The organism is Streptomyces sp. NPDC030245, assembly GCF_055572995.1.
On record NZ_JBVICF010000006.1, the window covers coordinates 187,194 to 211,746 of the forward strand.

General features: G+C 72.4%; 29 protein-coding genes. 15 read left to right on the top strand and 14 right to left on the bottom strand.

From position 1 onward, the window contains the following. Positions 1–7 precede the first annotated feature (7 nt). Positions 8–889 carry an MHYT domain-containing protein gene (locus ACZ4Z4_RS18325; RefSeq protein ID WP_468328021.1) on the bottom strand — a complete coding sequence of 294 codons (882 nt, stop codon included), beginning with the start codon at positions 887–889 and terminating at the stop codon, positions 8–10. Positions 890–1,163: 274 nt separating this feature from the next. Between ACZ4Z4_RS18325 and ACZ4Z4_RS18330 the strand changes: the two genes are divergently transcribed. From ACZ4Z4_RS18330 to ACZ4Z4_RS18340, 3 genes are read left to right on the top strand one after another with little or no spacing between them, the layout of a single operon-like run. Further along, complete coding sequence (locus ACZ4Z4_RS18330) at positions 1,164–2,066, top strand: glycerophosphodiester phosphodiesterase (protein ID WP_468328023.1); 903 nt, start codon at positions 1,164–1,166, stop codon at positions 2,064–2,066. A 60-nt stretch (positions 2,067–2,126) separates the two neighbouring features. Continuing rightward, positions 2,127–2,681 (top strand): methylated-DNA--[protein]-cysteine S-methyltransferase, encoded by a 555-nt coding sequence (locus ACZ4Z4_RS18335; RefSeq protein ID WP_468328025.1) that lies wholly within the window; start codon positions 2,127–2,129, stop codon positions 2,679–2,681. A gap of 58 nt (positions 2,682–2,739) precedes the next feature. After that, entirely contained in the window at positions 2,740–4,002 is a 1,263-nt protein-coding gene (locus tag ACZ4Z4_RS18340) for an MFS transporter (RefSeq protein ID WP_468328027.1), read from the top strand. A 21-nt stretch (positions 4,003–4,023) separates the two neighbouring features. Here ACZ4Z4_RS18340 and ACZ4Z4_RS18345 read toward each other — a convergent pair whose 3' ends face one another. Continuing rightward, positions 4,024–4,389 carry a cupin domain-containing protein gene (locus ACZ4Z4_RS18345; protein WP_468328029.1) on the bottom strand — a complete coding sequence of 122 codons (366 nt, stop codon included), beginning with the start codon at positions 4,387–4,389 and terminating at the stop codon, positions 4,024–4,026. 135 nt (positions 4,390–4,524) lie between these two features. On the opposite strand from ACZ4Z4_RS18345, the gene ACZ4Z4_RS18350 reads away from it, so the two are divergent. Together ACZ4Z4_RS18350 and ACZ4Z4_RS18355 are read left to right on the top strand one after the other, a co-directional pair. Beyond that, the gene (locus ACZ4Z4_RS18350) at positions 4,525–5,436 is read left to right on the top strand and encodes a pseudouridine-5'-phosphate glycosidase (protein WP_468328031.1); all 912 of its coding nucleotides are present in this window, start codon (positions 4,525–4,527) and stop codon (positions 5,434–5,436) included. 14 nt (positions 5,437–5,450) lie between these two features. Next, on the top strand, positions 5,451–6,371 hold the full coding sequence (locus ACZ4Z4_RS18355) for a carbohydrate kinase family protein (protein ID WP_468328033.1): 921 nt from the start codon (positions 5,451–5,453) through the stop codon (positions 6,369–6,371). Between the two features lie 413 nt (positions 6,372–6,784). Here the strand turns inward: ACZ4Z4_RS18355 and ACZ4Z4_RS18360 are convergent, their stop codons facing one another. Continuing rightward, positions 6,785–7,633 (bottom strand): methyltransferase domain-containing protein, encoded by an 849-nt coding sequence (locus tag ACZ4Z4_RS18360; RefSeq protein WP_468328035.1) that lies wholly within the window; start codon positions 7,631–7,633, stop codon positions 6,785–6,787. Between the two features lie 164 nt (positions 7,634–7,797). Here ACZ4Z4_RS18360 and ACZ4Z4_RS18365 point away from each other — a divergent pair, with 164 nt between their 5' ends. Continuing rightward, positions 7,798–8,925, top strand: coding sequence for a magnesium and cobalt transport protein CorA (locus tag ACZ4Z4_RS18365; protein WP_468328465.1), 1,128 nt, complete (start codon positions 7,798–7,800; stop codon positions 8,923–8,925). Positions 8,926–8,982: 57 nt separating this feature from the next. Here the strand turns inward: ACZ4Z4_RS18365 and ACZ4Z4_RS18370 are convergent, their stop codons facing one another. Continuing rightward, positions 8,983–9,402 carry a CBS domain-containing protein gene (locus ACZ4Z4_RS18370; protein ID WP_468328037.1) on the bottom strand — a complete coding sequence of 140 codons (420 nt, stop codon included), beginning with the start codon at positions 9,400–9,402 and terminating at the stop codon, positions 8,983–8,985. A 122-nt stretch (positions 9,403–9,524) separates the two neighbouring features. After that, positions 9,525–10,157, bottom strand: a complete 633-nt coding sequence (locus ACZ4Z4_RS18375; protein WP_468328039.1) for a nucleoside/nucleotide kinase family protein — start codon at positions 10,155–10,157, stop codon at positions 9,525–9,527. 93 nt (positions 10,158–10,250) lie between these two features. Here ACZ4Z4_RS18375 and ACZ4Z4_RS18380 point away from each other — a divergent pair, with 93 nt between their 5' ends. Together ACZ4Z4_RS18380 and ACZ4Z4_RS18385 are read left to right on the top strand one after the other, a co-directional pair. Next, positions 10,251–10,967 (top strand): DUF2293 domain-containing protein, encoded by a 717-nt coding sequence (locus tag ACZ4Z4_RS18380; protein ID WP_468328041.1) that lies wholly within the window; start codon positions 10,251–10,253, stop codon positions 10,965–10,967. Positions 10,968–11,160: 193 nt separating this feature from the next. Next, complete coding sequence (locus ACZ4Z4_RS18385; RefSeq protein WP_468328043.1) at positions 11,161–11,640, top strand: anthrone oxygenase family protein; 480 nt, start codon at positions 11,161–11,163, stop codon at positions 11,638–11,640. On the opposite strand, the gene ACZ4Z4_RS18390 is transcribed toward ACZ4Z4_RS18385, so the two are convergent. The 3 genes from ACZ4Z4_RS18390 to ACZ4Z4_RS18400 form a co-directional block, all read right to left on the bottom strand. After that, positions 11,637–12,434: an SAM-dependent methyltransferase gene (locus tag ACZ4Z4_RS18390; protein ID WP_468328045.1), complete on the bottom strand. Its 798-nt coding sequence runs from the start codon at positions 12,432–12,434 to the stop codon at positions 11,637–11,639. The genes ACZ4Z4_RS18385 and ACZ4Z4_RS18390 overlap by 4 nt on opposite strands. Before the next feature lie 64 nt (positions 12,435–12,498). Beyond that, on the bottom strand, positions 12,499–12,714 hold the full coding sequence (locus tag ACZ4Z4_RS18395) for a DUF397 domain-containing protein (RefSeq protein ID WP_362995613.1): 216 nt from the start codon (positions 12,712–12,714) through the stop codon (positions 12,499–12,501). Between the two features lie 103 nt (positions 12,715–12,817). Then, entirely contained in the window at positions 12,818–13,678 is an 861-nt protein-coding gene (locus tag ACZ4Z4_RS18400; protein WP_468328047.1) for a helix-turn-helix domain-containing protein, read from the bottom strand. 158 nt (positions 13,679–13,836) lie between these two features. On the opposite strand from ACZ4Z4_RS18400, the gene ACZ4Z4_RS18405 reads away from it, so the two are divergent. Continuing rightward, complete coding sequence (locus ACZ4Z4_RS18405; protein ID WP_468328049.1) at positions 13,837–14,316, top strand: ATP-binding protein; 480 nt, start codon at positions 13,837–13,839, stop codon at positions 14,314–14,316. Between the two features lie 138 nt (positions 14,317–14,454). Next, the gene (locus ACZ4Z4_RS18410) at positions 14,455–14,883 is read left to right on the top strand and encodes a hypothetical protein (RefSeq protein WP_468328467.1); all 429 of its coding nucleotides are present in this window, start codon (positions 14,455–14,457) and stop codon (positions 14,881–14,883) included. Here the strand turns inward: ACZ4Z4_RS18410 and ACZ4Z4_RS18415 are convergent. The 3 genes from ACZ4Z4_RS18415 to ACZ4Z4_RS18425 all read right to left on the bottom strand — a co-directional run bounded on the left by ACZ4Z4_RS18415 (position 14,873) and on the right by ACZ4Z4_RS18425 (position 17,648). Next, complete coding sequence (locus tag ACZ4Z4_RS18415) at positions 14,873–15,079, bottom strand: hypothetical protein (RefSeq protein ID WP_468328469.1); 207 nt, start codon at positions 15,077–15,079, stop codon at positions 14,873–14,875. The two genes, ACZ4Z4_RS18410 and ACZ4Z4_RS18415, sit on opposite strands and share 11 nt — an antisense overlap. Positions 15,080–15,276: 197 nt before the next feature. After that, a complete protein-coding gene (locus tag ACZ4Z4_RS18420; protein WP_468328051.1) occupies positions 15,277–15,960 on the bottom strand; it encodes a DUF899 domain-containing protein in 684 nt (227 codons plus the stop codon). A 119-nt stretch (positions 15,961–16,079) separates the two neighbouring features. Next, a complete protein-coding gene (locus ACZ4Z4_RS18425) occupies positions 16,080–17,648 on the bottom strand; it encodes an amidohydrolase (RefSeq protein WP_468328053.1) in 1,569 nt (522 codons plus the stop codon). A 120-nt stretch (positions 17,649–17,768) separates the two neighbouring features. Here ACZ4Z4_RS18425 and ACZ4Z4_RS18430 point away from each other — a divergent pair, with 120 nt between their 5' ends. After that, entirely contained in the window at positions 17,769–18,725 is a 957-nt protein-coding gene (locus tag ACZ4Z4_RS18430) for an endonuclease/exonuclease/phosphatase family protein (protein ID WP_468328055.1), read from the top strand. Between the two features lie 76 nt (positions 18,726–18,801). On the opposite strand, the gene ACZ4Z4_RS18435 is transcribed toward ACZ4Z4_RS18430, so the two are convergent. After that, a complete protein-coding gene (locus ACZ4Z4_RS18435; RefSeq protein WP_468328471.1) occupies positions 18,802–19,875 on the bottom strand; it encodes a phosphatidylinositol-specific phospholipase C domain-containing protein in 1,074 nt (357 codons plus the stop codon). A 252-nt stretch (positions 19,876–20,127) separates the two neighbouring features. Between ACZ4Z4_RS18435 and ACZ4Z4_RS18440 the strand changes: the two genes are divergently transcribed. The 3 genes from ACZ4Z4_RS18440 (at position 20,128) to ACZ4Z4_RS18450 (ending at position 21,945) form a co-directional block, all read left to right on the top strand. Then, on the top strand, positions 20,128–20,706 hold the full coding sequence (locus tag ACZ4Z4_RS18440; RefSeq protein WP_468328057.1) for a nitrobindin family protein: 579 nt from the start codon (positions 20,128–20,130) through the stop codon (positions 20,704–20,706). After that, a complete protein-coding gene (locus ACZ4Z4_RS18445; protein WP_468328059.1) occupies positions 20,703–21,326 on the top strand; it encodes a 2'-5' RNA ligase family protein in 624 nt (207 codons plus the stop codon). The genes ACZ4Z4_RS18440 and ACZ4Z4_RS18445 overlap by 4 nt, the downstream gene beginning before the upstream one ends. Positions 21,327–21,456: 130 nt before the next feature. Continuing rightward, complete coding sequence (locus tag ACZ4Z4_RS18450; protein ID WP_468328061.1) at positions 21,457–21,945, top strand: DUF3574 domain-containing protein; 489 nt, start codon at positions 21,457–21,459, stop codon at positions 21,943–21,945. 95 nt (positions 21,946–22,040) lie between these two features. On the opposite strand, the gene ACZ4Z4_RS18455 is transcribed toward ACZ4Z4_RS18450, so the two are convergent. Continuing rightward, positions 22,041–22,475, bottom strand: coding sequence for a hypothetical protein (locus tag ACZ4Z4_RS18455; RefSeq protein WP_468328063.1), 435 nt, complete (start codon positions 22,473–22,475; stop codon positions 22,041–22,043). Positions 22,476–23,141: 666 nt separating this feature from the next. Between ACZ4Z4_RS18455 and ACZ4Z4_RS18460 the strand changes: the two genes are divergently transcribed. Further along, positions 23,142–23,354 (top strand): hypothetical protein, encoded by a 213-nt coding sequence (locus tag ACZ4Z4_RS18460; RefSeq protein WP_468328065.1) that lies wholly within the window; start codon positions 23,142–23,144, stop codon positions 23,352–23,354. A gap of 155 nt (positions 23,355–23,509) precedes the next feature. Here the strand turns inward: ACZ4Z4_RS18460 and ACZ4Z4_RS18465 are convergent, their stop codons facing one another. Beyond that, positions 23,510–24,550: a hypothetical protein gene (locus ACZ4Z4_RS18465; protein ID WP_468328067.1), complete on the bottom strand. Its 1,041-nt coding sequence runs from the start codon at positions 24,548–24,550 to the stop codon at positions 23,510–23,512. Positions 24,551–24,553 lie beyond the last annotated feature (3 nt).

Here is a 24,553-nt window from a genome sequence, read left to right on the forward strand (position 1 = left end):
GCCCCGCTCACCAGCTCTGCGGGGACCGGGAGCCGGGGCGGGTGCGGGACCTCGGCCGGGTCCGGCGGCGGGCGGGCACGTGCCGGTCGCCCGGGCGCGGGACGGGGTAGGACTGCCGGGCGCGGCCGCCGTTCGCGGGGTTCCTGACCTCCGCCTGGCCGCCCATCACCATGAGCGGGTCGAACATCACGATCACGCCCGCGAGGAGCAGGAAGGCGAGCGGCCCGATCATCATGGGCGCGAGTATCTCGGCGGGCGAGTCGCCGGGCGGCGTGGCGCCCGACTCGTGCAGATGGACGCTGAGCCCCGCCATGCCCATGTAGTGCATGCCGCTCACGGCCAGGCCCATGACGAGGCTGGCGCCGAGGCTCCACAGGATTCCCCTGACCTGTCCCGCCGCCCAGAGCGCGGCGGTGGCGGCGGCCATGGCGATCACCACGGAGGCGGCGACGGTCAGGGTGTCGTACTCCAGCGTCCCGCGAAGACGCATACCGGCCATTCCCAGATAGTGCATCGAGGCGATGCCGAGGCCCGTGATCGTTCCGCCGGTGAAGAGGGCGGTGCCCGTGGCTCCGCGGTAGCCGACGATGAAGATGCCGATGCCGACCATGACGATGGCGACGGCGAGACTCGCGAAGGTCAGCGCCTTGTCGTAGTGGATCGGGGCCTCCTCCACGGTGAACCCCATCATCGCCACGAAGTGCATGGTCCAGATGCCGGAGCCGATCGCGGCCGAGCCGAGCGCGAGCCAGCCGGGCCGCCAGGAGTGCGCGACGAGCAGCGATCTGGTCGTGCAGCGCAGGCCGAGCGCGCCCCCGAGGCAGGCCATGAGATAGGCCACCACCGGTGTGACGACTCCGTAGCTGAACCCGTCGACCGTGCCCTGCATGCGCGGTAGCCCTTCCGCTTTTCGTGCCTAAATGCAATGAAACGTCCCATTTACCCCCTACCGTCGGCCATGTGAAAGACCGTCGGCTGAGGCAGAGAGTAAAGCTCACGCCGGGACGTTCGAACGATTTTCCGGCAAAGAATCGCTTTCCCCACGCGCGGGGTCCTCGTCTTTGATGACTCCGTTCAACCTGTGGCCATCCTGCACCTGTTTCCCGTTGGCAGAGGACTGTCACTCTCGACCGGTCCGCGATCACACGACGCGAGGAGTACCCGTGTACGCACGTGCTGCCGCCGCCACCGCCGCCCTCCTGGGGGCCGGTGCGCTCGTCCTCCCCACCGCCACCGCCACCGCGCAGCCCCGCACGGCCACCACGGAATCGAGCTCCGCCTGGCACGACAGCCCGCTGGTCGTCGCCCACCGGGGTGCCTCCGCCTACGCTCCGGAGAACACCCTCGCGGCCATCGACAAGGCCCGTGCCATGGGGTTCCGCTGGGTCGAGAACGACGTCCAGCGGACCAAGGACGGCGAGCTGGTGATCATGCATGACGACACCCTGAAGCGGACCACCAACGTCGAGGAGGTCTTCCCCGACCGCGCTCCGTGGAAGGTCGCGGACTTCACAGCGGCGGAGATAGCGAAACTCGACGCGGGCAGCTGGTTCGGACCGGAGTTCGCCGGTGAACGCGTACCGACCCTGAAGCAGTACATGCGGCGGGTGTCGCACAACCACCAGAAGCTGGTCTTCGAGTTCAAGAAGCCGGAGCTGTACCCGGGGATCGAGAAGCAGGGCCTTCAGGTGCTGCGCAAGGAGGGCTGGCTCGACCGGCACCACGTCAAGAACAAGCTGGTCATCCAGAGCTTCAGCGCGGACAGCGTGAAGACGGTGCACAAGCTGCGGCCCGATGTGAAGACCGGCTTCCTCGGCACCCCCTCGGTCGCCGAGCTGCCCGCCTACGCGCGGTTCGCCGACCAGATCAACTCGACGCACACGTCCATCTCGGCCGCCTACGTCTCCGCGATCCACACGCTCGACGGCCCGCACGGCAAGCCGCTGGAGATCTTCACGTGGACCGTCAACGACGCGCCGGGCGCGGTGCGCGCGGCGGCCTTCGGCGTGGACGGCATCATCACCAACAAGCCCGACGTCGTGCGCAAGGCCCTGGGCGACGACTGACGGACCACCCTGCGCCGGCGTCCGGCCGCGTTGTCAGTGGCCGGACGTACGGTGGTCGACATGAACGCCACTGCGCAGGACCGGCGCGCGGCCGTGTGGGCCGTCGTCGACAGCGACATCGGTCCACTGCTGCTCGCCGCGACCGGCGAGGGGCTCGCCACCGTGGCCTTCCACGCCACCGAGGCGGTGCGCGACACCACTGTGGACCGGCTCGGCTCCCGCCTGGGCGCCGAGCCGGTCCACGCGCCGGACTCCCCCCTGCTCACCGAGCCGATACGCAGGCTCGCGGCCTACTTCGCCGGCGAGCTGCGCGACTTCGGGCTGCCGCTCGACTGGTCGCTGATATCCGGCTTCAACCGCCAGGTGCTGCGCGAGCTCGCCACCGGCGTGCCGTACGGCACCGTGGTGGGGTACGGCGACCTCGCCCGCCGGGTCGGCAGTCCCGGCGCGGCCCAGGCCGTGGGCATCGCGATGGGTGCCAACCCGCTGCCGGTCGTGGTGCCGTGCCACCGCGTGGTGGAGAGCGACGGCGGCATCGGCGGTTTCGGCGGCGGCCTGGAGACCAAGCGGCAGCTGCTGGCCCTGGAGGGCGTGCTGCCGCAGCCGCTGTTCTGAGAACTCCCCATTGGGAGCTCCCGTTTCGTGTGCGGGAACGCCCTGGCACACTGCGTCAGTGACTTCGACCCTCGACGCGCCTGACATACCGGGGCCGGAGGCGCTGCCCGCCCTCCGCCGCCGTACGAACGCGGTACTGATCGCCAGTCAGATACTGGGCGGGCTCGGAGTGCCCATCGGCATCGCCCTGGCTCCGATGCTGGCCACCGACGTGAGCGGCACGGAGGCGCTGTCCGGTCTCGCGCCGACCGCCTCCGTGGCGGGCACGGCCCTGCTGTCGCTGCCGCTCGCCGCGCTGATGAACTCGCGCGGGCGGCGCGCCGGGCTCGTCCTCGCGTATGCGATCGGCGCGCTGGGCGCGGGGATCGTCGTGCTCGCCTCGGTCGTCGGGAGCTTCGCCCTGCTGCTGCTCGGCATGGCGGCCTTCGGGGCGGGCTCGCTGGCCACCTTGCAGGCGCGGTTCGCCGCGGCCGACCTCGCCGAGCCCGACCGGCGCGGCCGGGCGATCTCCCACGTCATCTGGGCCACCACCATCGGCTCCGTGCTCGGCCCGAACATCTCCGCGCCCGCGAGCCGGGTCTTCACCGACACCTCCATCCCCGAGGAGGCAGGGCCCTTCCTCTTCGCCGCCGGGATCTTCGCGGTCGCCGCCCTGATGGTGGCGGTGCTGCTCCGTCCCGACCCGCTGCTCACCGCCCGCGCGCTCGCCCCGCAGGAGAGCGGGACCGCGCAGAGCCGCTCGCTGAAGGCCGGCATCGCCGCCGTGGCCGCGTCGCCCATGGCCCGGCTCGCCCTGGTGACGGTGGCCGCGTCGCACACGGTGATGGTCTCGATCATGGTGATGACCCCGGTCGACCTGGGCCACCACGGCGCGAGTCTCCAACTGATCGGCCTGGTCATCAGCGGCCACATCGCGGGCATGTACGCGTTCTCGCCGGTGATGGGCTGGCTCGCGGACCGGTTCGGCAGGCTCTCCGTGATCGGGCTCGCGGTGGGGCTGCTGTGCTGTGCCGCGCTGCTCGCCGGCACGGCGGGGCCCAGCCACGGCCGGACCGCCGCCGGGCTCTTCCTGCTGGGCCTCGGCTGGTCCGCGGGGCTGGTCGCCGGCTCCGCGCTGCTCACCGACTCGGTGCCGCAGCCCGCCCGGGCCGCCGTGCAGGGCCTGTCGGACCTTACGATGAACGCGGCGGCGGGCATCGGTGGCGCCGCCGCCGGCCTCGTCGTGGCACGGGCGAGCTACGGCTGGCTCAACCTCATCGGCGTCTGCGTACTGCTGCCGATGGCCGCGCTCGCCGTCCGCAGGGCGGTCAAGAAGACCTGACCGCGCCCTCATGCCGGGTGGTCACGGAAGCGTGATGTGGTACGCCTTCCGCAGCGTCTCGTGCACGGTCCAGGTGGTGCGGTCGCCCTCGCGCAGCACGGCGGCGTCACCCGGCCCGATCTCCAGGGTGTCGCCGCCCTCGACCTCGACGGTGGCGCGGCCGCTGACGACCACGAACAGCTCGTTGGCCTCGGTGTCCGTGACCACGCCCGGCGTGATCTGCCAGATGCCGCGCAGCTGCTTGCCGTCGGCGGACTCCCACAGCACCTTGCCGGTCACCACCGGGTCGCCGGAGACGATCTGGGCCGGGTCCAGCGGCTCGGCCACCAGCTCGACATCCGGAATGTGCACGGCAAAAGACGAAACGGTTTGATCATTCGTGGTCATGGCCGGTCACCCTAGCCGGGGCCCGGGACACCGCTCCCGGGCGGGGCTTTGAGAGCGGGGTACGACAGCGATGGTTTGACGGGACGCGCCGCCCGCCAGGGATGAGGGGAGACCCGACAGGCAGGAGGCAGGCCCGTGCTGGTGGTGTCCGACGAGGTGCAGACGGCTGTCGCGGAGCGACGACCCGTGGTGGCCCTGGAGTCCACGATCATCGCGCACGGCCTGCCGCGCCCGCGCAATCTCCAGGTGGCCGAGGAACTCGAAGCGGTCGTACGGGACGAGGGCGCCGTGCCCGCGACGGTCGCCGTACTGGACGGGAGGCCCCGGGTCGGCCTGGACAAGGGGCAGCTGGACCGGGTCGCGAACGAGGACGGCATCCGCAAACTGGGCCACCGCGATCTGGCGCTCGCCGTCGCGACGGGCGCGAGCGGGGCGACGACGGTCTCGGCGACGGCGCTGCTCGCCGCGCGCGCGGGCGTACGCGTGTTCGCCACGGGCGGGCTCGGCGGAGTGCACCGGCAGTGGACGCAGTCGCAGGACGAGTCGGCGGACCTGGGCCTGCTCGCCCGCACGCGGCTCACGGTGGTGTGCGCGGGCGTGAAGTCGATATTGGACGTCGGGGCGACACTGGAGCGCCTGGAGACGCTGGGCGTCGCCGTGGCGGGGTTCGGGACCGACCGCTTTCCGGGCTTCTACCTCGCCGACTCCGGGCACCCGGTGGAGTGGACGCTGCGCACGCCCGGCGAGGTCGCCGAGGTGATGCGGGCCCAGGACGCGCTGGGCGGGCCGGAGTCGGCGCTGATCGTGGCCAACCCGGTGCCGCGGGACGAGCAGCTCGATCCATCGCTCCACGCGCGCGTGCTCACCGAGGCGCTGGAGGCGTGCGAGGAGCGGGGCATCACGGGGCAGGCGGTGACGCCGTTCCTGCTGGGCGAGTTGGTGCGGCGCACCGGGGGCGCGTCGCTGGAGGCCAACCTCGCGGCCGTCCGCGGCAACGTCGGGCTCGCGGGGCGGATCGCGACGGCCTGGGCCGGGCGGAGCCGGTGAGGGAGCGGGCGACCGTGCCCCCGGGCTCCGGTGGCCTGCTGGTCGTCGGGGACGTCGTCACGGACGTCGTGGCCCGGCACCGTACGGCGCTGGCACCCGGCACCGACACGGCCGCCGCCATCCGCACCGTGCCCGGCGGCGCGGGCGCCAACGTGGCGTGCTGGGCGGCACATCGGGGCTGCCCCGACGTACGGCTGCTCGGGCGGGTGGGCGCCGACTCCGCGGCGTGGCACGAGGCCGCGCTCACGCGCGCGGGGGTGCGGCCCCGGCTGGTCGTCGATGCGCAGGCGCCCACGGGGACGGTGATCTGTCTGGTGGACGGGGGCGCCGCGGCCGAGCGGACGTTCCTCACGGACAGCGGTGCCGCGCTGCGGCTCTCTCCCGCCGACTGGTCCCCCGGCCTCCTCGACGGCGTGGCGCTGCTGCATCTGTCCGGCTACCTGTTCTTCGCCGACCCCGGCCGGGCGGCGGCCCGCTCGGCCCTCGTGGCGGCGCACGCGCGCGGGGTGCCGGTGACCGTGGACCCGGCGTCGGCGGGGTTCCTCGCGGAGACCGGGGTGGAGCGGTTCCTCTCGGCGGTGGACGGGGTGGCCGTGCTGCTGCCGAGCCGGGACGAGGCGGAGCTGCTCACCGGGCTCGCCGACCCGGCGGACGCGGCGTCGAAGCTGAGCCACCGGTTTCCGGCCGTGGTGGTCAAGCTGGGCGCCGAAGGGGCGCTGGTGGCGCGGGACGGACGGGTGCTGGTCCGCGTTCCGGCGGTGCCCGCGCGCGTGTGCGACACGACGGGGGCCGGCGACGCGTTCACCGGCGCGTTCCTCGCGGCGCGGCTCGACGGGGCGGAGCTGGGCGAGGCGGCGGCGGAGGGGTGCCGGGCGGGGGCGCGGGCAGTGGAACTGGTCGGCGGCAGACCACCGGCCCCACCGTCGCCGACGTGACATCCGTCGCGCCCTCCGCAGGGGTTACTCCGGCCACGCCTCCGCAGGGGCTGCCCCGCCCACGCCTCCGCAGGGGCTGCTCCGTCCGCGCCTCCGCAAGGGCGGCCCCGGCCACGCCTCCGCAGGAGCTATCCCCCCCCTCCGCGCCCCCGCAGGCGCCGCTCCGCCCACACCCCCCGCAGGCGTTGCCCCGTCCACACCCCCGCAAGGGCCGCCCCGCCCACGCCTCCGCAAGGGCGGCCCCGGCCACGCCTCCGCGAGGGCGGCCCCGGCCACGCCTCCGCAGGAGCTGTCCCCCCTCCGCGCCCCCGCAGGCGTTGCCCCGTCCACACCCCCGCAAGGGCCGCCCCGCCCACGCCCCCGCAGGCGTCGCTCCGCTCGCGCCTCCGCAGGGGTCGCCCCGCCCACACCGACTAAGCCTTCCTCCCCCACGTAGAAATCAGTGGCGGGGCCGCCACATCCAGGGTGCCTGTCGCGATGTCGGTCAGGTACCGGTCGATGTCCTCGGGTGTGGCCAGGCCCGAGGCGGTCAGTTCGGGGCGGAGTTGCTGGAGCGTGGCGGTCTCCAGGGCCGCGGAGGCCGGTGAGGCGAGCGGAAAATACGCGTCGGCCTCGACCTGGCGCAGGCCCGCCTCGCGCAGCAGCCGGGGCAGCCTGCGCCCGTACGCCACGTCGGCGCCGCGCTCCGCGAGCAGTGCGCACACCGCGCGGCGCACCCGGTTCGCCGCCTCCTCGGCGGTGCCGTGCTCGTCGGGGCAGGCGAGCGGCTGGAGCGCCGGGTCGGGCTCCTCGACGAGGAGTCTGCCGCCTGGCCGCAGCGCCCTGTGCATCGACGCCAGGGCCCGCTCACGGTCGGCGACGTCGGCCAGGACGAGCCGGGCGTGCACGAGGTCGAAGCCCCCTGCGGGCGGCGGGTCGACGGCGACGTCGTGGATGCGCACTTCGAGGGGTGCGCGCGCCGCCCGCGTCTGCCACGACGTGTCGATGTCGGTCGCGAGGACCCGGCCGGTGGGACCGACGCGCCTGGCGAGCCAGGAGATCACGGAGGTGCCGCCCGCCCCGACCTCCCAGCAGCGCCAGCCCGGCCCGATGCCGAGGCGTTCGATGTGCGCGAAGGTCGTGGGGTCGAAGAGGGCGGCGAAGGCGTCGGAGCGGGACCGCGCCTCGCAGGGGCGGGAGACGGAGAGCTGCCGGTGCTCGGCGAGCTGTCTCGGGCCGGAGTACCGCCGGGGGTCGAGGAGATGACCGTCGATGTGCGTCATGCCGCGATCATCCCAGTTGTCCCGCTTGCTCCCGGTAGGCAGAACCGGTCAATCCGGAACGGAGCACTCCGTTCCCACAGGCCTTGGCGGGCGGCCGGACGGTGCTGACAGACTGGCACGCCAAGTCGTCACTGCGAGGAGCCCCTATGTCGATGGCAGGCAATCTGCGAAAGGTCGGGAACCTGCGCAAGGTCGGCGGCCTGCGCAGAGTCGGCGGCCTGCGAAAGGTCGCGCGCCTGGCCCGCCGCGGGACCCGCGTCGACCTGAGCCACCCGGCCCGCTCTCCGCTGGGTTCGTCGGTGGTCAACTGCGTGACGTACCGGGAAGGGGTGCGCGAGCCGCAGGGCCGTGATCTGGTCGAGTCGGTGGAGCGGATCCGCAAGTCCGGGGACGGCTTCGTCTGGCTGGGGCTGCACGAGCCGACGGAGGACGAGTTCGCCGACATCGCCGACCTCTTCGGACTGCATCCGCTCGCGGTGGAGGACGCGGTGCACGCGCACCAGCGGCCCAAGGTGGAGCGGTACGACCAGACGCTGTTCGCCGTGTTCAAAACCGTCTGTTACGTGGAGCACGGCGAGCTGACCGCGACCAGCGAGGTGGTGGACACCGGCGAGATCATGGTCTTCGTGGGCCGGGACTTCGTCATCACGGTCCGGCACGGCCGGCACGGTTCGCTCGGGCCGCTGCGCGAGGCACTGGAGGCCTCGCCCGAGCAGCTAGCCCAGGGCCCGGCCGCGGTGCTGCACGCCATCGCCGACCAGGTCGTGGACGACTATCTCGCGTCGACCGACGCGATGCAGTCGGACATCGACCAGGTCGAGACGGACGTGTTCGCCCCGGACGGCGCGCGGGCCGACCCGGGCCGCATCTACCAGCTCAAGCGCGAGCTGCTCGAACTGAAGCGTGCGGTGGTGCCGCTCGGCCGCCCGCTCCAGGTGCTCGCCACCCAGCCGATGCGGATCATCGCCCCGGAGATACAGGCGTACTTCCGGGACGTCGACGACCACCTGAAGCGGGCCACCGAACAGATCGCCGCGTTCGACGAGCTGCTGAACTCGATCCTCCAGGCCCACCTCGCGCAGGTGACCGTCGCGCAGAACGAGGACATGCGGAAGATCACCGCATGGGCGGCGGTCATCGCGGTGCCCACCATGGTCTGCGGCATGTACGGCATGAACTTCGACCACATGCCGGAGCTGCACTGGCGGTTCGGCTATCCGCTCGTCATGTCGGTCATCGTGACGGCCTGTGTGCTGCTGTACCGCGGGTTCCGGCGGAACGGCTGGCTGTGAGGCTCCGGCGTCAGGACCGGGGCCAGGACCGGGACCGGGGTCGGGGTCGGGGTCGGGTCACCCCTTGGCGTACACGCTCTCGACCCAGCCCGCGAGCTGGTCGTCGGTGAGGTGGGTGGCGAGGTCGGCCTCGCTGATCATGCCGACGAGCCGCTTGTTCTCGATCACCGGCAGTCGGCGGATCTGGTGGCCCTGCATCTCCCGCAGGACCTCGTCGACGTCGGCGCCCGCGTCGATCCAGCGCGGCGTGCCCTTCGCCATCTCGCCCGCCGTGACCTGGGCGGGGTCGTGCCCCATGGCCACACAGCCGACGACGATGTCGCGGTCGGTGAGGATGCCGCAGAGCCGTTCGTTCTCGTCGCTGATGGGCAGCGCGCCGACGTCGAGTCGCCGCATCAGCTGGGCGGCGCGGTCCAGGGTCTCGTGAGCGGGAATCCACTGGGCACCCCGGTGCATGATGTCTCCGGCGGTGGTCATCACTACCTCCCGTTGCCGGGCAGTGTCCGGAGCGGCGCGGAGGCGCGGCTGGTCCCGGCGTACCTCATTCTCGCGGCGGCCGGGGCGGCCCGCATCCGGGGCCGGGCGGGGCGCGCAGGTGATCAGCCGCTCCACGCCGGATGCCGCGGGTCGTCCGCCCGCACCACCACATCGGCCGCGGCCGCGGGGTCCACCTCCGCCTCGTACCGCTCGAAGGCCGGCAGCGTCCACCGCTCGCCCTCCGGCGTGCGCCGCCTCAGGGCGCCGGGCGTGAGGCGCACGTGCACGGTCAGGTCGAAGGGGAACCAGTGGCCGAGGAGCAGCGGCCCGTGCAGCAACAGCAGTCCGCCGGGCGGGAGTTCGACGTACGGGCTGCGGGTCGCGCGGTCGGTCGCCGGGTCCCACAGATCGGGCAGGACCCGCCCGGTGCCGCCGGGGTCGAGCGGCCCGAAGACCTCGCGCCACAGCGCGCCCGTGTCGAACCACCCGCTGTAGTACGCCTCCACGTCCTCGTGGCCGTACTCGAAGCGGAGCGACGCGGGCCGCAGGAAGCCCTGCGCGCCGACGACCAAAGCGCCGCGCCCCCGCGTGCGCAGCGCGTCGCCCACCAGGCGCGCCAGTTCACCGGTGCCGCCGGCCGGTGCCCCGTCGACGGCGACCCGCGGCCACGGACCGCCGTCGGCCGTCTTCAGGTCGAGCAGGCGGTCGGCGAGGGTGTCGGCCAGGCGTTCCCAGGTGATCGGTTCGAGTCGCACGGGCCCATGATGCCCGGTGCCGGCACAGTCACCGGCACCACAGGCACCGGCAGGCGCCGCTTCACGGAGAACGGTCGCGGGGATGAAAGGGGCATGACGAGCTCCCCGGCCATCCCCTCCGCCCGCGCCGGACTCCTGGTCTTCCAGCCGCTGCGGCGGAGGCACTGCGCGGAGTGCCGTTCCGGACCGCTCCCGCTGCTCGTCCTCGAGGGCGGCGAGCCGCGCTGCCTGGACTGCACCGACCTCGGGCACCTCGTGTACCTGCCGCGCGGCGACACGGCACTCACGCGGCGGGCCCGCGAGGACAGCGGCCTCTCGGCCGTGGTCGTCCGCTTCCACCGCCGCCGCGCCCGCTACGAACGGCAGGGGGTGCTCGTCGAGGAGGCGGCGCTCGCGCGCGCCGAGGAGCGGTGCCTGGCCGACGCGGAGGCGCGGGCGCGGCGCCGGGCGCGCGACGCGGCGCGGCGGGCCGCGGAGGACGTGCGGTTCACGGACGCGTTCGCCGCGGAGATACGCCGGATCTTTCCCGGCTGCCCGCCGGAGCGGGCCCGTGCCGTCGCCGCCCACGCTTCGGTGCGCGGCAGCGGCCGGGTGGGGCGCAGTGCGGCGGGGCGGGCGCTCTCGGAGGGGGCGGTGACGGCGGCGGTCGTGGCGGCGGTGCGGCACACGGCCACGCCGTACGACCGGTTGCTGATGAGCGGGGTGCCGCGCGGGGAGGCGCGGCGGCGGATCGGCGCCGCGGTGCAGGCGACGCTGCGGGAGTGGCGCGAGCCGCCGGACGAGGCCGGCCTGCGCCGGGCGGGCGGGTGACGCCCCGGGACGGCGGCGTATGCGGCGGCGAGCGTCGCGTATGACGGTCGCGGGCCGACGGGAATCGACTTGCGGTGGGCCGAGGCCGCACGGCAAATGACTTGTGGTGATCGGGGCCGCGCTGGAGGATCACTCCCCCACCGGCCGACGTGGTCTCCACCGAAGCAACCGCCCCAGCCACACGGGAGTTGTCATGATCGACGGACCGTACTTCGTGCTCACCGTGCTCGGGGCGCTCGCCTGCGGCCTCGTCGCCGGGGTGTTCGCCGCGTTCTCCACCTTCGTGATGAAGGGTCTCGCGGCGCTGCCCCCGGACCGGGGCATCGCCGCGATGAACCGGATCAACGTCACCGCGGTCACCCCGGCCTTCATGGCCGTGTTCCTGGGGGCGACGGGCCTGTGCGCGGTGCTCGCCGTCGTGACGTTCGTGCTCTGGCCGGACGACGGCACGGTCGAGTTGCTGCTCGGCAGCGCGCTGTTCCTGGTCGGCTCGTTCGGCGTGACCGTCGTGGCGAACATCCCCCGCAACGACGCCCTCGCCAAGGTCGACCCGGAGAGCGCGGAGGGCGCCGCGTACTGGCGTACGTACGTCGGAGAGTGGACCGCCTGGAATCACGTCCGCGGTGCCGCGTCGCTCGCCGCGACGGCGTGCTTCATCCTCGGCCTGACCTAGACCTTCCGCGCCACCCCGCCGTATCCCGGCGTCGGCCCGTCCTCCGGCGCCGGCCCCGGCTCGCCCGGCTCCGGCTTCCACCGGTCGAGGATCTCCACGCCGGGGTCGACCAGTTCGTACCCCTCGAAGAAGCGCTCCACCTCCGCGCGCGTGCGCAGCGCCAGGGTCATGCCGCGCGCCTTGTAGAGCTCCGTGGCCTGCTTCGCGGTGGCCGGGGTGAAGTCGGCCGTGCCGTGCGAGAGGACCAGGTGGCTGCCGGCCGGCAGGGCCCGCATCACCCGGTCCACCAGGTCGTACGCACCGTCCTCGTCCGCGATGAAGTGCAGGAGCGCGACGAGCGACAGGGCGACGGGCCGGTCGAGGTCCAGGACGCGCCCGGCCTCTTCGAGGATCTTCGCCGGCTCGCGGAAGTCCGCCTGGATGTACTCGGTGACGCCCTGCGGCGTCGAGCGCAGGAGCGCCTCGGCGTGGGCGAGGACGATGGGGTCGTTGTCGCAGTAGACGACGCGGGCGTCCGGGACGATCGCCTGCGCGATCTGATGGAGGTTCGGCTCGGTCGGTATGCCGGTGCCGATGTCCAGGAACTGCCGTACGCCCCGGGAGGCGAGCCAGCGCGTGGCGCGCTGCATGAACGCCCGGTTGGCCCGCGCCGTCGTCAGGACCCGCCCGTCCATGGCGACGAGCTGCCGGCCCATCTCCTCGTCCACCGGGTAGTTGTCCTTGCCGCCGAGGAACCAGTCGTACATCCGTGCGGGGTGCGGCTTGCTGGTGTCGATGTACGACGGGTCGGTCATGCGGACTCCAAGCGTCGACGGCGTACGGCCGGGCGGCGGGCGGAAAGTGACGGGCCGTGGGCGGTCACGACAGCAGGAAGTCCGCTTCGCCCGCCTTGGCGCCCTCGATGAACGCGGTGATCTCCCCGTGCGTGTAGATGAGCGCGGGACCGTCGGGGTCGGCGGACTGGCGCACGGCGACGCGCCCGTCGGCCAGCTTCATGGCTTCCAGGCAGTTGCCGCCGTTGCCGCCGCTCCAGGGCTTGTGCCAGCCCTCGGTGCCCAGGTCGCGGGCGGGCATGCCGTTGTATATCCGGGACTCCCTGAGCTCGGTGCGCGAGTCGTCGCGGGCTCCGGGTGAACGCGGACCGGCAGGGCGCGTTCCGGCTCGATGTCGGTCCATGTCACAGCTCCTTGCGGAGGTCCCGGAGGATCTCCTTCGTGCGTTGTGCGGTGGCGGCCTGCGCCGCCATGCGGTCCATGACCTCCAGGTGGGTGGCCACCTCTTTGCGCGCGTCCAGGTAGACGGCGCCGGTCAGGTACTCGCTGTAGACCATGTCGGGCAGCTCCGCCATGGCGAAGCGGAAGAGCACGAACGGTCCGTACGTTCCGGGGTGCGGGCCCGCCGCGAAGGTGGCGACCTGCAAGGTGACATGGGGCAGCTCGGCGGCTTCGAGGAGCCGGTCGATCTGCTCGCGCATCACGTCGGCGCCGCCCACGGGCCTGCGCAGCGCGGTCTCGTCCATGACCACCCACAGCCGGGGCGCGTCCTCACGGGTGAGCAGCGACTGGCGTTCCATGCGCAGCGCCACGTACCGCTCGATGTCGGCGGGCCGGGTCTGGCCGATGGCGCCGGAGCGCATCACGCCGCGCGCGTACTCCTCGGTCTGGAGGAGGCCGGGCACGAAGTGGGGTTCGTACGACCTGATGAGGCTGGCCGCCCCCTCCAGGCTGACGTACATGCTGAACCAGCCCGGCAGGATGTCGTGGAACCGCTGCCACCAGCCGGGTTTGTTGGCCTCTTCGGCGAGTGTGACGAAGGCGTCGGCCTCGTCGTCCGCGACGCCGTAGGACTTCAGGAGCAGCTGGAGGTACGGGATCTTCAGCGCGACCTCGGCCGTCTCCATGCGCCGGACGGTGGCGGGGGCGACGCGGAGGATCTTCGCGGCCTCCTCGCGTTTCAGGCCCGCGCTCTCGCGCAGATCCTGCAGGCGACGACCGAGAACGACCTGGCCGACGGTCGGGGCTGACCGCGGTTCGCTCACGTCTCCTACCTCCACCTGACTCCGCGTTGCTTCAACTCACACCGCACCGCGAGCTGTAGCGAGCAGTGTGCCATGTGCCGTCACAGAGGAACACGCCACTGTGCACTTTTCAGAGTGGGTCTTGCCAAGGTGTTCTGGGCGGGGCGATAGTGGAGAGCGTGACTCCGCCCGCGCCGTTACGAACCGACGCCGCTGAAGGCCGACTTGGCGATCTCGCCGAGGCCTGGCCCGAGGCCGCCGAGGTCTGCGTCAGTTTCGCCCTCGCACCGCGTCCGGGCTCCGTCGCACAGGCGAGACGCCTGATGCGCACGCAGCTGGACCGGTGGGCGGTGCGTGACGACGACGCCTGCGACGCGGCGGCACTCGTTCTCTCCGAACTGGTCACCAATGCCGTGGTGCACACCGCGAGCCGGCGGATCATCTGCGAGCTCTGCGCGGATCCGGAGAAGCTGCGAATAGCCGTACGTGACGAGGGGTGCGGTTCAGGGATGCCGCGCCCCGCGCACAGGGGGGCCGACGAGGAGCACGGGAGGGGACTGCTCCTTGTCGACGCGGTGAGCAGCGCGTGGGGCGTCCACGACGCGGGGCCCGGTTTCGGGCTCACGGTGTGGGCGGAGTTGCGGCGGTCGGCGTCCTGACCGGCGCCGGCGTGTGCCGGGAACGGGTTGTACGGAACGAGTTGTACGGAATGGCGTGTGCGCGGACCGGCGCACGCGGAGAACGAATCGAACGAGCGTGGCAGTGACACGGGCGGGGGGCATGTGAGCGCGGGTACGGTGCGGCCGTTGGATCTGAACACCTTGGTCCGTCTGTCGCGACGGCGGCAGCGCACCGGGAGACCGACACCACCGCCCCTGCGGCTCGATCTGCCCGAGGGGATGACCGAGCCGCTCGGCTGCGACGCGGTGGCGGTGCCCGCGGCCTTCGGCCCCCGGCTGATGTCCAGGCTGCCCCGCGTGGGGTGTGTGTACGAGGACGGGGCGCGCTGGTGGTGGATCGTGCCGGCGGACTCGGACGTCGCCATGGAGTGGCCCTCGCCCGTCGCCTACTCGGCGGGCGCGGTGGTGCGGGACGCCGACTGCCGGCCGGTCCTGATCAACCGTCCCGCCGACGACGTGCCCTACACGCCGCCGATCCCGCTGTATCTGGCGCTGTGCCGGGTCACGGGAACCACGCCGGGCTGGTCGCGGGCCCTCAGCGCGTGAGCGCCGGTTCCGGTTCCCGCTCCACGGTGGCCTGAGGCCGCGCGCGCACGATCACCAGGAAGGCGTCCGACGCGAGGTCCATCACGACCTCCGCGGGCTGTCCTTCCTGCCGCCGGGCCCGCGCGAACTCCTCCGCGGGCCACGATCCGCGCGGGCCGCCCGCGGGGAACCGCTCCAACACCACTCGTCCGTTCATCATGATCCCTGTCCCCCGTGCCGTTCTGTCGCTTCCGTACTGAGGAGAACGCGCGGGGCGGCCCCGCGGATGCGCGGCGTGACGCAACTGAGACGGAGTGGGGACGATTCCCAGGGTTCTCCCGGGGCCGGGACCGGGACGGGACCGGGACCGGGGCTGGGGTCGAGGCCAGGGCTGAGGCGGGGGTCCGGCTCGGGTCAGTCCTCGTACTCGTCGTGGTACCGCACCCGGGAGCTGCCCGCCGGGGCCCCGTACACCGAGGCCCGTCCCGCGGGCTCCTCCCACTCCTCCTGCCGGCCGAGCGCGGTGAGGTCGAGGAGGCTGGTGGTGGAGCCGATGCCGTCCAAGCCGCGGGCGAACGTCGCGTAGGTGTGGAAGACCCGGTCGCGGTGCCGCAGGAAGCAGTTGATGGCGGGCACGTCGTGCGGCTCCTCCAGGGACGACGCCTTGAAGTCGTAGTTGAAGTCGCCGCCGTTCGTCGAGTACCAGGGCACTGTCCAGCCCATCCGGGCCTTGAAGGACAGCAGCTTGGTGAACGGCGCGCGCGACACGGCGACGAAGTTCGTGGAGCGGGCCCGCAGGTGCGCGAGGTGCCCGATCTGGTCGAGGAAACCGGAGCAGCTGCGGCAGCCCGCGTCCCACTCCGGGGCGAACATGAAGTGGTAGACGATCAGCTGGTCCTTGCCGTCGAAGAGGTCGAGCAGCGTCGCCTTCCCGTCGGAGCCGTCGAAGTAATACTCCTTGTCGACCTCGACCATCGGCAGCCGGCGCCGCTCGGCGTTGAGCGCGTCGCGTGCGCGGGTGGCCGCCTTCTCCTTGGCCAGCAGCTCCTCACGCGCGGCGAGCCACTCCTCGCGCGTGACGATGTCCGGAAGTCCCATGGCGTGTCTCCTCCACCCTTCGGGCGTACGTCTGCGAAGGGTGGACCGGCCGGGTTCGCGGAACTCATCGCTCGCGGGCGAAGAATTTCCGGGGAATCATCCCTCGTACTTCCGAGGGATCATCCTTCGTACTCCTGGATGCGCTTCCCGTGGCTCCGGTCGACGAGATCCGGCAGCAGGGTGTTCAACTCCCGCACCACGTCCGGCACGTCGACGGTCAGCAGCTCGCGGTCGCGCATCAGGACACGGCCGGCCACGATCGTGGTGCGCACGTCGCCGGAGCGCGCGCTGTGCACGAGCGTGGCCGCGAGGTCGTGCACGGGCTGGGTGTGCGGCCCGGTCACGTCGACGAGGACGAGGTCGGCGCGCCGCCCTTCGGCGAGGCTGCCGATCTCGCCCCCGAGCCCGACGGCCCGCGCGCTCTGCAAGGTTGCGTGGTCCAGGGCCTGGCGGGCGGTCAGCCAGGTCGGGTCCCGTTCCACGTACTTCTGGACGAGCGCGGTCAGCGTCGTGGACTCCCACACGTCGAGGGTGTTGTTGGAGGCGGCGCCGTCCGTGGCCAGGCCGACCGGGACGCCCGCCTCGCGCAGGGCCCGTACGGGCGTGGTGTCCCAGCCGAACTTGAGGTAACCGCGCGGTGCGGAGGCGACGGCGACGCGGCCGCCGGAGCGTTCCGCGGCGCGGCGCAGGACCGGCAGGTCGCGGGCGGTGTCGAGGCCGGTGGCGTGGGCGAGGAGGAGGTCGACGTCGAGGAGTCCGGCGCGCTCCAGGATCTCGACGGGGGTGCGGCCGTGGCGGGCCAGGCTGTTGTCGGTCTGCTCGCGGTTCTCCGCGGCGTGGATGTGGACGAGGAGGCCGTGCCGGCGGGCGAGTTCGGCGGTCGCGGCGAGGTCGGGCTCGTCGACGGTGTAGGGGGCGTGCGGGGCGAGGCAGGTGGTGATGCGCCCGTCGGCCGCGCCGCGCTGCCGCAGCGCGAAGTCGAGGGAGGCGGCGCGCCCTTCGGGACCCTGCGTGCTGAAGTAGGCCTGGCCGAGGACGGCGCGCAGGCCGCTCTCGTCGGTGGCGGCGGCGACCTCGTCCATGGCGAAGTAGTGGTCGGCGAAGGTGGTGACGCCGCCGCGGATCATCTCGGCGCAGGCGAGCCGCGCGCCGAGGCCGACGACACGCTCGGTGAGGTTGGACTCGACGGGCCAGATCCAGTCGTTGAACCACGCGTGGGCGGGCAGATCCTCGGCGAGGCCGCGCAGGGCCACCATCGGCGTGTGGGTGTGGCAGTTGACGAGGCCGGGGAGGGCGACGGTGCCGCGTCCGTCGATGTGCTCGAGGGCGGGGCGGTGGTGGGATGCGGGGCGGTGGTCGGTGGCGGCGCGGGGCTGGGATGCGGGGCGGTGGTCGGTGGCGGCGCGGGGCTGGGATGCGGTGCTGTGCTCGGGAGCAGTGCCGTGCTCAGTGGCGGTGCGGTGCTCGGGGGCGGGGCGGTGGTCGGCTGCGGTGGCGGTTTCCGCGCCGGGCGCCGTGACGGAGGCGATGAGCCCGTCCCGTACGACGATCGTGGCGTCGTCCACGAAGACGATCTCGCCGTGCGCGTCGTGGGTCAGGGCCGTGCAGCCCGTGACGACGAGGTCGGCGGGGGCGCGGTCGCCGTGGGGGGTGAGTCCGGCGGGGCCCGGCGCGGGAGGCGGCGTCATCTCTTCACGGTAGTGCGAGTGCGCATCCGGCGGCCCTGTCGCGGGGACGGTTTCGCGGGCACGCTGGCCTCACCCGCCGACCGGCCGAGGGGAACGGGTCCGACCGCACGGGAGGCGGACATGATCGTCGGCACATGGAACCTGGAGAACCTCTACCGCCCCGGCGGGGAGTTCGGCCCCAAGGACAAGGCCACCTACGAGGCGAAGCTGGCCTCGCTCGCGGCGACCGTCACCGCGCTGGGCCCCAGCGTCCTCGGTGTGCAGGAGGTCGGCGAGCGGGCCGCCCTGGAGGATCTGGCGGGCCTGCTGGAGGGCACCTGGCACGTCACGCTCTCCCGGCGCGCGGACGACCGGGGCATCCGGGTCGGCTTCCTCAGCAATCTCCCGGTCTCCGTCGTCGCCGACGAGGACGCCTTCCCGGAACCGGTGCGGCCGGTGCAGACCGATGACACGGGCCGCACGACAGCGCGCGCCGGGCGCGGGATTCTCGCGGTGACGGTGTCGACGCGGGCGTTCTTCTTCGACGTGGTGGTGTGCCACCTCAAGTCGAAGCTGCTGTCCTATCCCGGCGGCCGCTTCCAGCCCCTGGACGAGGGCGAGCGCGCGCGGTACGCGGCGTACGCCCTGCACCGCCGCGCCGCCGAGGCGACCGCGGTGCGCGCGCTCGCCGACCGGCTGCTGCACGGCGACGGCCGCGAGCACGGGGTCGCCGTGCTCGGCGACCTCAACGACGAGGTCGGGGCCGCGACGACGCAGATCCTGCTGGGCCCGCCGGGCTCCGAGATCGGCACGCCCGGCTTCGACCGACCGGACAAGGGCGACGCGGCGCGGCTGTGGAACGTGGCCCCGCTGATCCCGCCGGACCGGCGCTTCTCCCGCATCCACGCCGGCCGCCGCGAGCTCATCGACCACGTCCTGGTGAGCCGGAGCCTGATGGACCAGGTGCGGACGGCGGACACGGGCGCGCCGGGTGCCGCGGCCGGCGCGCTGCCGTCGGTGGCGGACGGCGATCCGGCGGTACGGAGGGACGCGACCGGGTCGGACCACGCGCCGGTGTGGATACGGATCCAGCCCTGAGCGTGCGCTGTGGCGGGGCCTCGGGTCGTCCCGGGGGGGGCGGGAGCTCGGGCCCCGCGGGGAGACGGGCGTGGGTTCAGCCGCGCGGGAGCACGGTCGAGAGGACGCCGGGCAGCGGGTACCAGTCGGCGGACACGACACTGGCGTGCTTCCGCGCGAGCAGCGCGACCCGCTCCCTGGCCTGGGCCTCGGTCGGACGCGTCCCGTCGATGGCGGGGGCGACGTTGTGGGCGTCGGTCATGACGACGAGGTAGCGCCGGTCGGCGTACCAGCGGGTGTCGATGGCGCCGCCCGCGTACGCGGCGGCGTCCCCGTCGAACAGCACGAACCACGGCCGCAGTGACGCGTCCTGGTACCGGCCGCGCGGATCGCCCGCTTCCGCGCCGAGCACGGCGGGGAAGGCGGCGGCGTCGCCCAGGCGCCCCGCGGCGGCGAGGTCGCGCAGGTGGGTGGCGTACTCGCGGTCGGTCCAGAGGGTGTCGGCGGGGTTGCCGCGCTCGACGGTGCCGGGGATCAGCTCGACCACGAACTTGCCGGCGAGCTCGGCGCGTCCGGGCCAGCCCTTCTCCCGTACGGCGTCGTCGAGGGTGGCGTGTCCGGCGGCGAGCTGTCCCGGGCGGTAGACGGCGTCGCCGAGCACGCCGGTGAGGAGCGCGTCCAGGTCGGCGGGGCCGCGCCCGCGTCTGCCCTGGAACCCGTCCTTCAACTCGACCTTCACGAGGACCGGCCGGTGGCCGGGGTGTGCGTCGTGCCAGCTGCGCATGTCCTTCAGGCAGCCCGCGAGGCTCTGGTTGCGCGCCTTGGTGCGCAGCTCGGCCGGGCTCTGGGCGTTCTCGCAGTTGTTGTCGTTGCCGACGGGGTTGTTGTGCGACACCCGCCATCCGCTGCCGGACGCGTTGGTCCATACGTCGAGTTCGAGCATCGCGGCACCGGAGTCGAGGGCGTCGGCGAAGTACGGGTACTTCGCCTTCTCGTAGGCGTTGTGGACGCCGACGCCGGTGGTGGCGGAGTAGGGGGTTCCCGGGGCGGGGTCGTCGGCGCCGCGGGGGGCCGCGGAGGCCCCGGCCCCGGCCCCGCCGAGTACGCCCCAGCACACGAGGGCCCCCACCAGCAGCCCGCCCACACTCCTGCCCGAACCCCTGCGCACCATCACGCCCACCGCCCTCTCCCGCCACACCTTGGCAAGTCCGGGGCAACGTACGGGAATTGGGTGACGCGGGGGAAGACGGCACGTTACGGCGGCGGAGTGCGTGCCGCCCACCGAAGGGCGCGCCCCCTAAGCTTCCCCCCGGCACCCCAGCACCCCGGCACCCCGCCGCGCCCCACCGACCAGCCCGCCCGTCTAGCCCGACCGACCAGCCCGCCCGTCTAGCCCAACCGTCTAGCCCCAGGAGCCCCCACCGTGTTCGAGCCCGCACCGGAGCACCCCTACCCCGACAGCCACCACCCGGACGAGGCGCCCGCGCCGCACGCGCTGCTCGGGCCCGTGCTCGGGCTCCTCGGCACGTGGCACGGGCGGGGGCGCGGCGGGTATCCGACGCTCCCCGCGGATTTCGTGTACGCGCAGGAGGTCACCTTCAGCCACGACGGCAGGCCCTTCCTCCGTTACGAGGCCCGGGCGTGGCTGCTCGACACCGGAGCCGACGCTGACTCCGATGTCGGCGCCGGGGCCGACGCTGTTCCGCTGCGCCCCGCGGCCCGGGAGAGCGGCTGGTGGCGGTTGCAGCCCGACGGCCGGGTGGAGGCGCTGGTCACCCAGCCCACCGGCATCGCGGAGATCGCGGTGGGCCACGCGGCCGACGGCACGGTCGACCTCGCCACGCACGACGTGGCGCTCACCCCCACCGCAAAGGAGGTCACGGCCACCCGCCGCCGCTACACGCTGACCGACGACGCCACCCTCACGTTCACCCACGACCTCGCGGCTGTGGGCCAGCCGTTGCAGCACCACCTCTCGGCACGCCTGCACCGCGCGCGGTGAGCACCGGGACACGGGAACGGACGACGGCGAGGTCGGGGGCATCCGAGCGGGACGGCTGGCCGGACCTTCCCGGCGACACGGCCCTGACCATCCGCATCCCCGAGGCGAACCCCCTGGTGCAGGCGGGGTTCCCGGCCCACGTGACGGTGCTCTACCCGTTCCTCAACGAGGCCCGCTTCACCCCCTCCACCCACACGGAGCTCACGGACCTCTTCGCCGCCCACGCCCCCTTCACCCTCACGTTCCGCGAGTTCGGCCGCTACCCCGGTGTCCTCTACCTCCCCCCGGCCCCCGACGCCCCGGTCCGCGCCCTCACCCGCTCCCTCACGGCGCGCTGGCCCGAAGCCGTCCCCTACCGCGGCATCTTCACCCCGCCCCTGGCCCCCCACCTCACCCTCGCGAACCACGAGGGCCCGGCCACCTACGAGGCGGCCTACGACACCTTGGAGACGGCCCTCGCCCCGGCGCTCCCGATCGTCAGCCACGTGGCCACCGTCCATCTGATCGTGACGGACGGGGCGGGCAAGGGCTGGCGGGACCTCACGACGTACCGGCTGGGCGGGGCGAATCCGGGGCCTCGGGGCGAATCCGCGCCTCGGGGCGAATCCGCGCCTCTGTGACGGGCGTGCGACACGAGCGTGAAACCGGTGGGGGCCAATCAGGCCATATCGCCGGATGAAGGGCACCGGACGCGCGGTGGTCCGCTACGGTTTGCCGCCGTCATGGCCCCCCCCTCGAAAGGAACGCCCTGTGGCCCTCACCTTCCCCCGCGTCTCCGGCACCCGGCTCGCCGTGGCCGCCGCTGCCACCACCGTGCTGGCCGTCGGCGCTCCCGCCGCGTACGCCTCGCTGGAGGACGACGGCCCGTCCGGCGCCGGCCCGGCCGCCACATCGACCGTCGCCCGCGGCAAGCCGTACACCGAGACGCGGCTCTTCTTCGGTACGGAACGGCCCGACGGCGGGCCCGCCGTGACCGACAAGCAGTTCATGGCCTTCATCGACAAGGAAGTCACGCCGGGCTTCCCGGACGGGCTGACGATCCAGGACGGGCGCGGGCAGTGGCGCGACTCCAACGGCAGGATCGAGCGGGAGCGGTCGTACGAACTGATCCTGCTGTACCCGACGACGGAGGCGCGCAAGCGGGACAGGCAGATCGAGGAGATCCGCAGCGACTACGAGAAGGCGTTCGCGCAGGACTCGGTGGCGCGGCTGGACGAGCGGACGCGGGTCGACTTCTAGACGACGGAACGGCCCGGCGTGGGGAGGGCGGACGGACAGGCGGACGGAAGCAGCCGGCAGCGAGCTGCTACCGCCGCCACCTCACCACCGCCACCTCACTGACCGGTGCCGTAGTTGTGCTGGGTGCCGATGGTCCCTGCCTGGATCGCCGTGGTGTTGAACGTGCCACCGCTGATGGTGTTGTTCGTGATGCTGACGTGCTGTGCCCGCGCGTCGGGCCGCGGGGCCAGCTCGTCGAGCAGGGCACGCAGCTCGGCGGCTGCCTCGGGGTCCGCCGCGAGTCTGCGGCGGAGGCGGGAGCGCCACTCCGCCTGCACATCGGCCGCGGTCGCCTCGTCCGCGGCGCCCCGCGCGGCGACGACTTCGCTGCGCGCCTCCTCCAGCTCCCCCGCGAGGGCGTCCTCGTCACCGCTGCCCCGCGCGAAGAACCGGGCGACCCGGTCCCGCGCCTGGGCCCAGCTCTCGGTCACCATCTGCTGCACGAGCGCCGTCGCCCCCGCCGCCGCCAGCGCCGTCAACTCAGCGTCCACCGGACCCCCTTCTCCGTACACGAGGCTTTCACGGTAGCGCGCAGCACCGACAATTCGCTGGCGGCCCGACGCCACCGGCTGCACGCTGTTCGATCATGAACCATCAGATCCGCCCTGCGCGGTCCCGTACAAGTCACATGCGGCAGTGAGCGGCACCGTGTGGCGATAGCGCTTGTCCTGTACGACGATTTCCTCGTTGCCGCCGTGGCCGCCCTCTTCCCGTCACTTCCGTGCACGGCGCACCGCCCACGGAGAGAACCCTGAACAAGGCTTGGCCTGGGTCACCATCGCGCTTCGTCCATCACACGTCACTCGGCGCCAACTGACCCCCCAGAACGTGGGTGAGCGACTGAGTGGCCAGCCCGCCGCAGCACCTATAGGGCCCTCAACTCCCGCACAGTCCACGGACATTGAGCGCCATACGCGCTAGGCTTGCTCAACCGCCCGTCTTTCAGCGGCGGTTGAGGACAAGATCAGGGGGATGCACATCACATGCAGTGCTTAGACCACGTGGACTCCACCCCGTGGTGCCCAGGCGTTCGCTATACAGGCGAGGCGCTCTGGCTACGACCTCAGTGCGTAGGCATTGGTCGTCCGGCCGGCATGTGTGTTGCACCCTGCAAGATCCGGACGCCGATGTTCTGACAGAACTCGGAAGGATCGTCGTTGTCCACTCAGGTGCCGGTGTGTAACCACCGGGTCTACGAAGTCGTGATCGTGTTTCTGGTGTCCGTGGTCGCGGGCTTGGTGAGCGGCCTCCTCTGGGCTGCGCTCGGTATGCCGCCGGAGTCGGCGGTCGGTACTGGAGCCGCAGTCTTCGCCGGAACCTTCGGCCTCTGCATGATGGCCGTCGCTTACGTCAAGAAGCAGGGCGGTTAGCGTTATGTGGGGGCGTTGCCCAGTGGGCCGCGCCCCCACACGCCTGTTCGTGGTCGCCTCCGATGCCCCGCGCTCACACCGTTGGCCGCGTCGCTCGCCGAGCGTGTCATCTCATGTCCTGACCCATCTCGTCCGGGACTGAGCCGGAAAAACTCTCAAACGCGCCCGTCGGACCAGATCTTCCGCATGAGCGACCTCCGTTCACTCGGCGCCGGCAACCGCCGGAAACCCCCACTGGCCACCTGGTGGATGGAGTCGATGCCGTACCTGTGCAGCAGCCCGACGTCCTCGCTCGACGGCGCACTGGGGAACAACGCGGCCAGACGCTGCGCGGGGATCGGGCTGTGCGGCCCGTAGTCCAGGAGCTGTGCCAGCGCTTGGCGAACATGGTGGTGACCCGATGCGCTCTTTGCCTCTATGACTTCAGTGTTCGCACCGTCCTCGACGTATATGTCACTGATCCCAGCGGGGCAGAAGAAGCGCTTGGCGGATCGGCCCTCGACGGCAAGGTGCCGACGGAATGCACGAACGAGTTCGGCCTCGCGACGCTCGACGACGACCAGCCGCTTGGCACGCTCATAGCCCGCACGACGTGTACGCAGTTCCTCCATGGCCGCTATGCGCACACCGTCGCGCGCCGGGGTCGTCCGCGGTCGCACCGGAGCCGAGGAGGAGCTACCGTCCCATGCCGCCCCTGGAGTGATCATGAAGTCTTCGAGAACCGACTGCGCTTTGTCACCCCGTAGAACCATCTGCCCCGGGAAACTGTGCGCCGCCTTGTAACCGATGGACGCGTTCAACTGCGCGTACGGAATGTCCGCGGGGACGAGATCCATCAGCGTGTAGACGGTGTGCCAGCTCTTCCCACTGTTCTCGGGCGGCCACAAGAGATCGGCGAACGCTCGATTGCGGAAGATCACCCCTACTTCCCCGATCGCGCGCACCCTGTTCTGCCCAGTGAAGAGCACCACATCACCTGTGGCGACATCGGCCATCTTCCTGTCATGGGTGGGCGTCGCTCCCCAGAATCGAGCCCGCCCGTCAGAGTGCAGAATCTGTAACTGCTCATGCTGCACCGGGGCAAGCAACCGCTCATATCGCGCTGCGGTGAAGTCGACTTCCTGATCAACGGTGTCCGCCCAGTGGCGCCGCGTCTCAGCACTCCCGTACGACGGAGAGATCAGAACGCGAACCATATG